Here is an 8,960-nt window from a genome sequence, read left to right as displayed (position 1 = left end):
CGGCTGAGCCGGCCGCCGGGGACGCGGGTCGGGCCGCGCCCCCGGCGGCCGGCTCAGCCGAGGCCGTTCTTCATGGCCGTGATCAGCTCGCCGTTCGCGGTGTCACCGCTGAGCTCCCAGAAGAACGAGCCACCGAGGCTCTGGTTCTTGGCGTAGCTCATCTTCCCCGAGATGGTGCTCGGTGTGTCGTAGCTCCACCAGTTGCCGCCGCACTTGGCGTAGGCCGTACCGGCGATGGTGCCGGTCGAGGGGCAGCTGGTCTTGAGCACCTTGTAGTCCTCGATGCCCTGCTCGTACGTGCCGGGCGCCGGTCCGGTGGCCGTCCCGCCGGGGGTGGCCTGGGTGACGCCGGTCCAGCCCCGGCCGTAGAAGCCGATGCCGAGGAGCAGCTTCGAGGCGGGGACGTTCTTGTCCCTCAACTTCTGGATCGCGGACTCGGTGTCGAACTTCTCCTTCGGGATGCCCGGGTAGGTGGTGAGCGGCGAGTGCGGCGCGGTCGGGCCCTTGGCGTCCCAGGCTCCGAAGAAGTCGTACGTCATGACGTTGTACCAGTCGACGTACTGGGCGGCGCCCGCGTAGTCGGCCAGGTCGAGCTTGCCGCCCGAGGTGGCGTCGGCGGTGATGGCGGCGGTGACCAGGGCGTTCGGGCCGAACTTGGCGCGCAGCGCGGACATCAGGTTCTTGAAGGCTGCGGACCCGCTGGTGTCACAGCTCAGACCGCAGGCGTTCGGGTACTCCCAGTCGATGTCGATGCCGTCGAACACGCCCGCCCAGCGCGGGTCGTTGACCAGGTTGTAGCAGGAGTTGGCGAACGCGGTCGGGTTGGCCGCAGCCTGGCCGAAGCCGCCGGACCAGGTCCAGCCGCCGAACGACCACAGCACCTTCAGGCCCGGATGCTTGGCCTTCAGCTTGCGCAGCTGGTTGAAGTTGCCGCGCAGCGGCTGGTCCCACGTGTCGGCCACGCCGTCCACGCTGCCGGCCGCGTCGTACGCCTTGTCGTAGTCGGCGTAGCCGTCGCCGATCGCGCACTGGCCGTTGGTCACGTTGCCGAACGCGTAGTTGATGTGCGTCAGCTTCGCCGCGGACCCGCTGGTCTCGACGTTCTTCACGTGATAGTTGCGGCCGTAGACGCCCCACTGGATGAAGTAGCCGAGCAGCTTCTTGTCGCCGCCACCGCCGCCGTCCTTGGTGGTGGCGGTGACCTGGTTGCTGGCGGGGGAGACGTTCTGCGCGGCGTCGCGTGCCTTGACCGTGTACGCGTAGGACGTGTTGGCGGTGAGGCCGGTGTCGGTGAACGTGGTGGTGGTGGAGGTTCCGGCGAGGGTGGTGCCGCGGTAGATGTCGTAGCCGGTGACGCCGACGTTGTCGGTGGAGGCGGTCCAGGACAGTGACGCGGTCGTGGTGGTGGTGCCGGTGACGGTGAGGCCGGTCGGCGCGGTGGGCGGTGTCTTGTCGTCCCCGCCCCCGCCGTCCTTGGTGGTGGCGGTGACCTGGTTGCTGGCGGGGGAGACGTTCTGCGCGGCGTCGCGTGCCTTGACCGTGTACGCGTAGGACGTGTTGGCGGTGAGGCCGGTGTCGGTGAACGTGGTGGTGGTGGAGGTTCCGGCGAGGGTGGTGCCGCGGTAGATGTCGTAGCCGGTGACGCCGACGTTGTCGGTGGAGGCGGTCCAGGACAGTGACGCGGTCGTGGTGGTGGTGCCGGTGACGGTGAGGCCGGTCGGCGCGGTGGGCGGTGTCTTGTCGTCCCCGCCGCCGGTGCCGCCCGTGACCTCGATGCCGGAGACGGTGGCGTAGTTCCCGCCGCCGTTCATGTTGAACTGCACGTTGAGCTGGCCGTCGCTGACCGTCGTGGTGAAGGTCCGGTCGCAGGCGGTCAACGCGCCGCAGGAGGCGAAGATGTCGAAGCCGGTGAGCACGTTGGCGCCCTCGGCGCGCACGTCGAACTTGCGCTGGCCCGCGGCGTTCGCCCAGTCCTCGACCATCCGCAGGGTCACCGAGTACGTGCCGTTGGCGAGGTCGAACTTGTAGCCGGACCACCCGTTGAACAGGTCGTACGTCTGGTAGATGGCGTCGTCGGAGGTCCCGGCGATGGCGCTCGGGGTGGACCCGGAGCCGTACAGCGTGTCGTATCCCCAGCTTCCGCTGGAGTACGCCTTGTCGGCCGACCAGGCGTTGCCGGAGCCGTCGGTGAGCGCCGGGCCGTTGGCGTTGGCGCGGATCGGGGTCGTCACGGCGGCCTGGGCGCCGGGCGGCGCGAACACGAGGGGCAGGAGGAGCGCCCCCGCCGCCGCGAACAACGTCGGGATGATCTTGCGTTTCATGCGTGCTCCACGTCCAGTGGGCTGATGGGGATGGGGGGTGCGATGGACGCGTGCGACGCGGCGGACCGCCGGTCGCGGGGTGGTGAGGCGCGGGGTTGCCTCACCTGGTGGTGATCGCGGCATGGATGCGCTCCCGCCTGCGGGTCTCCGGCTTACTATTAGTAAGCTTTCCTTTTTATTTTCCCGTGAACCTACCCGCGGTCGGATCGCGCGTCAATATCTCCGATGAGGCGTGCCCGGCGGGCGGGGAACATCTGGCGTACGCGGGTGTTGTCCCTGCGGGCATCAGCCCCAGAGAGACCGTGAGAGAAAGGGCCATCCCATGGCCGACGTGACCTTCCATTTCGACCCGCTGTGCCCGTGGACCTGGCGTGCCTCGCGCTGGCTCGTGAACGTCGCGGAGGCCCGCGGCCTCGACGTCGAATGGCGGTCGTTCAGCCTCGCCGCGCTCAACGAGGGCAAGGAGATCCCGGAGGCGTACCGCGCGCCGATGGCGGCCTCCTCGCGGGCGTTGCGGCTGGTCGAGGCGTTGCACGCGGACGGCAGGGACGAGGACGCCGCCGCCTTCTACACGGAGCTCGGCTCCCGGGTGCACGAAGCCGGCGCGCCGTTGTCCGGCGAGGTCGTCGCCGAGGCCGTCAAGGCCGCGGGGGTGGAGGATGCCGCCGCCGCACTGGACGACGAGTCATGGGACGCGGCCGTCCACGCGGCGCACGATCGGGCGTTCTCCTCGGCCGGGCCGGACATCGGCTCGCCCGTCATCATCCTGGAGGGCGCGAAGCGGGGCCTGCACGGCCCGATCCTGTCCGAGATCCCCGGCGTGGACGACAGCGTGACCCTGTGGGACTCGATCGTCCCGCTGTTCCACAGCCCGATCTTCTTCGAGGTCAAGCGCGGCCGCGGCTGAAACGACCCCTGATCAGTGGATCCGCACCCTGCGGTAGAACTCGAAGGTCATGAAGATCAGGAGAGAGATCGCCAGCAGGGTGTAGAGCAGGTACGAGGGCCGGTGGCGCACCCGCGCCGCCCGCCCGAACGCCCGCCGCGCGGCGGGCCCGGTCCGCCCGCTGGGGCGTCGCGCGGCGACAGGCTCTCTCGTGTGCCCGGTGTCCGCCGCGCGCCCGGCGTTTTCTGCGTGCCGGGCCGAAGGCGTCGCCGGCACCGGCTCGACCGGCTCAACCGGTCCGACCGGCTCAACCGGTCCGACCGGCCCTACTGGTACGGCGGGTACGTGCGAGGTCGTGTCGATCTCGGCGTGGTGCGCGAGATATCCGGCGGGGAAGGTGGTGACACTGCCGCACCCGCAGTTCGGGCAGATCACCCCGGTCCACGGCGACTGGACGGGGAAGCCGTCGCGCAGCCACACGACGACGTCGTTGCCGTGCCCGTCGGAGGCGTGCTTGACGACGTACTCCTCCTCCCAGACGAGCCAGCAGCGCAGGCACTCCAAAGGCCACTTCTCGTTGGTGCTGAATCCCTCGCGCACCAGGATCACCTCCGCAGGCCACTGTTCTGCCGTGGATCTCCCAGTGTCCGCGCGGCCGGGGAACGCCAACAAGCCGACGAACCACTACGAACGGTATTGAATCGATTACCTTGGGTCAGGATGATGTCGCCTGAACGGTAGGCCGGCGCCGGGTGGTCAGGCGTGCGCGCCCACGGTCACCGTGCCGATCGTCACCCGTGGCGTCCCCTCCAGGATCACGGCGACCCGCTCGGCCTGCTCGTCCAGTTCGGCCCGCTGGGCGGCGGTGAGCGGGACGAGGGGCTCCACGGTGATGTCGAGGCGGCGGCCGGAGCGGCGCTGGTGCCACAGGCCCGTGACGACGCCGTCCACCACGAGGTTCTGGAAGGCGCCGGGCAGGACACGTTCGGCGGCCCGCCCCGGATACAGCTGTTCGGGACACTGGACGCCGACCCGGTAGGAGTAGCCGTCGAAATAGGGCAGCAGGCGGACGCCGCCGTGCGCCTCCGGCGGTGCCTCGGCGTCCCCGTCCGCCACCCAGGCCGGGGTGCCCTCGACCTCGACCCGCCGCAGCTCGTCGCCGCGCGCGTCGAAGATCTCCGACGCGCGCGGGACCGACAGGCTCAGCCAGTTCGCGAACCGTCGCGGGGTGGACGGCCCGTAGGCGTGCAGGTAGCTCCGGACGGCCCAGGCGAGTGCCGGCTCCGTGTCCGCGGGCCGGAACTCCGGCAGCCACCGCCGAGGGTTGGTGTAGGTGACCTTCCTGCCCCGGTTCGGGCCGAAGCACAGCGCGCCGCGCATCCCCGCCAGGTGCATCACCTGCCGCCACCTGGGCCACATGCCCTGGAACGCCGGCATGACCAGGTCGCCGGCCCACGGCCCGGTACGCCCGATGACCTCGTCGCCCAGTTCGTCGATGGTGAGCATGTCGTCCGCCAGGGCGTCCCCGATCGCGGCCACGACCTCCTCGGCCTGGTCGGGCGTCAGCCGTATGTGAGGAGAGGGCGTGGTGGGCACGGACGCCGCCGCCGACAGCGCGCCGATCCACATGCCCAGGTCGCGGGTGGGCAGGAGGTGCACCGTGCCGCGCGGCCCGTACGTCTTGACCAGGCTGTGCTCGTCCCACAGCGCGGCCCGCACGTCGGAGCGGGTGGCGTGGCCGAGGCGCAGCCCGATCGCCAGCTCCGCGGCCGACATCACCTGGGCGTGCGTACCGGCCATGGCCGCGACGACGTCGGCGGGTCCCGATCCGGTGAACGGCGTCGCCAGCCCGTGCCGGCGCAGGCGCCGGGCGCGGACCTCGGCCCAGGTCATCTTCTGAACGTCGGTGGAGGTCATCCGGGTGTCGCTCCTCAGCGGACGGCGGTCGAACGCGATCAACGCTAGAGGCCCTATAGGTCAGATCCTGTCCTAGATGCGGGCCATGATGGTGTTCATGGCGGACGCATCGGCACGGTTGCTCGGACTGCTCTCCCTTCTGCAGGCCCCGCGCGAATGGTCCGGGAGCGAACTCGCCGCCCGTATGGGGGTCAGCCCGCGAACCATCCGCCGCGACGTCGAACGGCTGCGCGACCTCGGCTATCCGGTGCAGGCCACGATGGGGCCGGACGGCGGTTACCGGCTGGTCGCGGGTGCGGCGATGCCGCCGCTGCTGCTGGACGACGAGGAGGCCGTGGCCATCGCGATCGGCCTGCGCACGGCCGCGGGGAACGCCGTCGAGGGGATCGAGGAGGCGTCCGTCCGTGCCCTGGCCAAGCTGGAGCAGGTGCTGCCGTCGCGGTTGCGGCGGCGCGTCGCCACCCTGAACGCCGCCACCGTCCCGCTGCAGGCGGGCGCCGGTCCGAGCGTCGATCCGAACGTTCTGGCCGTCGTCGCGTCCGCGTCCGCCGGCGGGGAGCGGCTGCGGTTCGCCTACAGCGCGGCCGACGGGAGCGGCAGCAGGCGGCTGGTGGAGCCCTACCGGCTGGTGGCCGCCGGGCGGCGCTGGTATCTCGTCGCCTACGACACCGGCCGCGACGACTGGCGGTCCTTCCGCGTCGACCGGATGACGGAGCCGTTCGCGACCGGTGAGCGGTTCGCGCCGCGCGTGCCCCCGGAGGAGGACGCGGCGGCGTTCGTCACCCGCAGGCTCTACTCCCAGGCCCCGGTCTACCGGCCCGTCGTGACCATCCGCCTGCCGATCGAGCGCGTACGGGGATGGCTGTCGGAGGGGCCCGGCGACCTGGAGGCGATCGACGAGAACACCTGCCGGCTGAGCGGCCACGCCGACACCCTGGAATGGCTGGCGGCCCGGCTGCTCATGCTCGGGTGTGAGTTCGAGGTGCACGAGCCGCCCGAACTCCTCGATCACCTGAGGGAGCTGGCCGGGCGGGCCGCGCGCGCCTGTTCCGTCCGTGCCGGCGGACCGGTCGATGACGGAAGGGCGGCCGACGCCGGTCGTTGACGGGCGGAGGCCGATGCCCAGGCGTCTCCCTCCGGAGCGGCGGGAAACGGTTCCAATGGGAAGGGCGGGGCAGGGCCGGGGCGGGGGTCAGGGCAGGCGCAGTCGCTTCCTCCTGGTCACCACGCGCAGGTCGGCCTCGATCCGGGCGGCCGTGTCGGTGAGCGGCGGCAGCAGGGCCGCGAGAGCCTCCTCGGCGGGGCCGCGGGCGGCGTGTGTCGCGACGTTGAGCGCGGCCACGACCCGGCCCGTCCCGTCCCTGACGGGAACGGCCAGCGCCCGCAGGCCCTCCTCCAGTTCCTCGTCCACGAAGGCGTGGCCCCGCTCCGCGACGCCGTCGATGATCCTCGTCAGCTCGGCGGGATCGGTGACCGTCCGCCCGGTGATGGGGCGCGCGGCCGTACCGGCCAGCAGGGCCGCGCGCTCGGCGTGCGGGAGGTCGGCGAGCAACACCCGCCCCATAGAGGTCGCGTACGCGGGGAACCGGGTGCCCAGCGTGATGTCCACGCTCATGATGGTGTAGGTCGGCACCCGGGCGACATAGCGGATGTCGTCGCCGTCGAGCACCGCCATGGACGCCGACTCGCGGGTGCGCCTGACCAGGTCCGCCATGTGCGGCTGGACGATCTCGGCGAAGCCGAGCGACGACAGGTGGGCGTAGCCGAGCTCCAGCACGCGGGGCAGCAGCCGGAAGTCGTGCCCGAGCCGCTCGACGTAGCCGAGGTGCTCCAGGGTGAGCAGGGCGCGCCGCGCGGTGGCCCTGGCCAGGCCGGTGGCGTCGGCGACCGCCGAGAGTGAGCGTGTGCCGTCGAGCGCGCACAGCACCGTGAGGCCCCGGGCCAGCGACTGCAGGAACTCCGGGCCCAGCTCGCGCTTGGCCGTGCGGGCGGGATCGGCGCCGACGACCGGAACGCCCTCCTCGGCGGTGCGCGCCGTGCCCGCGGCACCCGCGGCACCCCCCGTACCCGCCGTGCGCGCGCCCCGTGTGCCCCGTGTGCCCGAGGACGCGGCCTGCTCCGCGAGAGCCCGCGCCAGAGCCTCCTCCATGGCGCCGGTCTCCGCGCGCAGCCGGGGCAGCGTGGCCTCGGCGAGCGAGGCGACCGTGTGCCTGCTGGTGTGGCTGACCACGCTGACCGCGCAGGCCGTACGGCCGACCGGGTCGCGCACGGGCACGGCGACGGCGATCAGGCCGGGCTCGATGAGCTGGTCGTCCGCCGACCAGCCGTCCGCCACGGCGCGGGCGACCCGCTCGTCGAAAACCTCAGCGCTCGTGGCGGGGCGGGCGGGCACGGCGGGGAAGCGCTCGGGGGAGTCCCGCCGATCGAGCCATGCGGCCCTGTCGGCCTCGTCCCACCCGGCGGCGAAGAGCGCGCCGGGGGCGCAGCGCTCCGCGGGCAGCAGGTCGCCGATGCGGAACGCCAGCGACATGGTGCGGCGGCGGGTGATCTGGGTGACGAACCTGACGCCGTCGCCGTCCGGCACGGCGATGGAGACCGACTCGTCGAACTCGTCGGCCAGCCGCTCGGCGACCGGCCCGAGCGCGTCGGGAACACCGCATCCCGTGAGGTAGGCGTTGCCGGGCTCCATCAGGGGCGGGGCGAGCTCGACCTCCCGGTCGACCTCTCTGAGGTGGCCGAGGTGGATGAGCGTGGCCAGCACGCGGTCCACGGTCGAGCGGGCGAGGCCGGTGGCCCGGGCGAGCTCGCTCGGGCGCATCCGGTGCCCTCCGGGCGCCGACATGGCGCGGAGCACGGCCAACCCTCGGTCGAGTGGCCCGACGACATCCATTTGACATCCGTTCGTAGGCGGGAGGAAACTCCAGGCAGGCCAATTATGAACGAAAGTTCACTGGACGAACAACTCTGAGGAGCGATGGCAGATATCCGGAGTCTGCGTGACGCCGTGGCCGAGCTCGTCCATGACGGCGACACGGTCGCCATGGAGGGCTTCACCCATCTGATCCCGTTCGCGGCGGCGCACGAGATCATTCGCCAGGGCATCACGGACCTGACCCTCGTCCGCATGACACCCGATGTGATCTACGACCAGCTCATCGGCATGGGCGTCGCGCGGCGGCTCGTCTTCTCCTGGGGCGGCAACCCCGGCGTGGGCTCGCTGCACCGGTTCCGTGACGCGGTGGAGAACGGCTGGCCCCGGCCGCTGGAGCTCGACGAGCACAGCCACGCCGGGATGGCGAACCGCTATGTCGCGGGCGCGTCCCGGCTGCCGTTCGCCGTGCTCCGCGGCTACCGGGGCAGCGATCTGCCGGAGCGCTCCTCGACCATCGCGACCGTCACCTGCCCGTTCACGGGCGAGGAGCTGGCCGCGGTGGCCGCGGTGAACCCCGATGTCACGGTCATCCACGCGCAGCGGGCCGACAGGAGGGGCAACGTCCAGCTCTGGGGTCTCGTCGGCGTCCAGAAGGAGGCCGCCCTCGCCGCCGAGCGGGTCCTGGTCACCGTGGAGGAGATCGTCGACGAGCTGGAGCCCCGGCCGGACGCCGTGGTCCTGCCGAGTTGGACGGTGCACGCCGTGGCGCACGTGCCGAACGGCGCCCACCCCTCGTACGCCGCGGGCTACACGGTTCGTGACAACGACTTCTACCAGGCGTGGGACCCCATCTCCCGCGACCGTGAGACCTTCCTCGCCTGGATCCGCGAGCACGTGCTGGAGGCGCCGTGACCGTGAACGACACAGCGATCGACGCGGCGACCGACGCGGCGACCGACACAGC

Annotated in this window: 7 protein-coding genes; 3 read left to right on the top strand and 4 right to left on the bottom strand. The window is 71.7% G+C overall.

The features are described from left to right. Positions 1–53: 53 nt before the first annotated feature. Positions 54–2,321 (bottom strand): glycosyl hydrolase family 18 protein, encoded by a 2,268-nt coding sequence (locus tag IMZ11_RS36695; protein WP_228647132.1) that lies wholly within the window; start codon positions 2,319–2,321, stop codon positions 54–56. A gap of 322 nt (positions 2,322–2,643) precedes the next feature. On the opposite strand from IMZ11_RS36695, the gene IMZ11_RS36690 reads away from it, so the two are divergent. Further along, the gene (locus IMZ11_RS36690) at positions 2,644–3,228 is read left to right on the top strand and encodes a DsbA family protein (protein ID WP_228647130.1); all 585 of its coding nucleotides are present in this window, start codon (positions 2,644–2,646) and stop codon (positions 3,226–3,228) included. A gap of 12 nt (positions 3,229–3,240) precedes the next feature. On the opposite strand, the gene IMZ11_RS36685 is transcribed toward IMZ11_RS36690, so the two are convergent. Continuing rightward, on the bottom strand, positions 3,241–3,807 hold the full coding sequence (locus IMZ11_RS36685; protein ID WP_228647128.1) for a hypothetical protein: 567 nt from the start codon (positions 3,805–3,807) through the stop codon (positions 3,241–3,243). Between the two features lie 156 nt (positions 3,808–3,963). Further along, positions 3,964–5,124, bottom strand: coding sequence for a winged helix DNA-binding domain-containing protein (locus IMZ11_RS36680; protein ID WP_228647126.1), 1,161 nt, complete (start codon positions 5,122–5,124; stop codon positions 3,964–3,966). A 97-nt stretch (positions 5,125–5,221) separates the two neighbouring features. Here IMZ11_RS36680 and IMZ11_RS36675 point away from each other — a divergent pair, with 97 nt between their 5' ends. Beyond that, positions 5,222–6,229: a YafY family protein gene (locus IMZ11_RS36675; protein WP_228647123.1), complete on the top strand. Its 1,008-nt coding sequence runs from the start codon at positions 5,222–5,224 to the stop codon at positions 6,227–6,229. 87 nt (positions 6,230–6,316) lie between these two features. Here the strand turns inward: IMZ11_RS36675 and IMZ11_RS46490 are convergent, their stop codons facing one another. Next, positions 6,317–8,014, bottom strand: coding sequence for an IclR family transcriptional regulator C-terminal domain-containing protein (locus tag IMZ11_RS46490; protein WP_308066891.1), 1,698 nt, complete (start codon positions 8,012–8,014; stop codon positions 6,317–6,319). 84 nt (positions 8,015–8,098) lie between these two features. Between IMZ11_RS46490 and IMZ11_RS36660 the strand changes: the two genes are divergently transcribed. Next, entirely contained in the window at positions 8,099–8,908 is an 810-nt protein-coding gene (locus tag IMZ11_RS36660; protein WP_228647121.1) for a CoA transferase subunit A, read from the top strand. The last annotated feature ends 52 nt before the right edge of the window (positions 8,909–8,960 follow it).

It is taken from the genome of Microtetraspora sp. AC03309 (assembly GCF_020826795.1).
GTDB classification, from domain to species: Bacteria; Actinomycetota; Actinomycetes; order Streptosporangiales; family Streptosporangiaceae; genus Microtetraspora; species Microtetraspora glauca.
This window is presented reverse-complemented; position numbering and strand designations above follow the sequence as displayed.